The sequence below is a fragment of the Alcanivorax sp. HI0083 genome (genome assembly GCF_001635175.1).
The window spans coordinates 1-797 of record NZ_LWFX01000835.1; the positions used below are offsets into that span (position 1 = coordinate 1).

The 797-nt window shown below is 56.5% G+C and carries 1 protein-coding gene; it reads right to left on the reverse strand.

Going from position 1 to position 797, the window contains the following annotated elements; genetic code table 11:
• Positions 1–60: 60 nt before the first annotated feature.
• Positions 61–797 (reverse strand): IS3 family transposase (locus A3754_RS08035; protein WP_156496914.1); only part of this gene is annotated, 737 nt, incomplete at its 5' end.

Genomic DNA, 797 nt, shown 5'->3' on the forward strand with positions numbered 1-797 from the left:
ACAGTTGATAGTTGATAGTTGACAGCTTGGAGTGCCCCCGATTTAGTAGACACCTAATGATTAAACGGTCGCAGCATAGGCACTGGGGGNAACTCCTCCCAGTGCCATGTGCCGACGCACATTGGGATAGTACTGGTCCGTATAGTAACGAACTTCGCTCGCCATTTCGTCTCGGCCTATCTCTCCAAGAGGGCGAGTCCACTCCTTTTTTAGCAAGGCAAAGACACTCTCGGCACAAGCATTGTCCCAGCAGTTGCCGCGCCGGGACATGCTGATGGTCACCTTTCTGTCATTGAGCCAACTCAGCACCTCTTCACTACGATATTGGCTGCCTTGGTCTGAGTGGAACAGCAAATCACGCCCCGCAGGTTTCTGGCGCCTCCAGGCCTGTTTCAGCGCCGCTATAACCAATTGTGAGCAGTTAACCGGCCCCATCGCACGGCCCACGATCTGACGAGTCCCCAGATCCAGCACAACGGCAATGTAGAGCCAGCCTTCTTGGCAGCGGATCTGGGTAATATCCGACACCCAGACACGGTTGGCCTTCCCAACCGAGAACTGGCGATTCAGCAGATTGGGCAACACCGGTAGAGACGACTTGGCCTTGCGGTAGCCGGGCTTGGGTGCCGTACGCGAACGGTAGCCCGCCGCCTGCAGCAACCGCTGAACCTGATTTTTCCCACAGCAAACCCCCGCATCCTGGGCATGCAGCCAGAGCTTACGGTAACCCGGTATGCTTTGCTGACGACGAGCCTCTTTCAGAAGGAAGGCCAAGAGGGCGTCATCGCGCCTCTGTT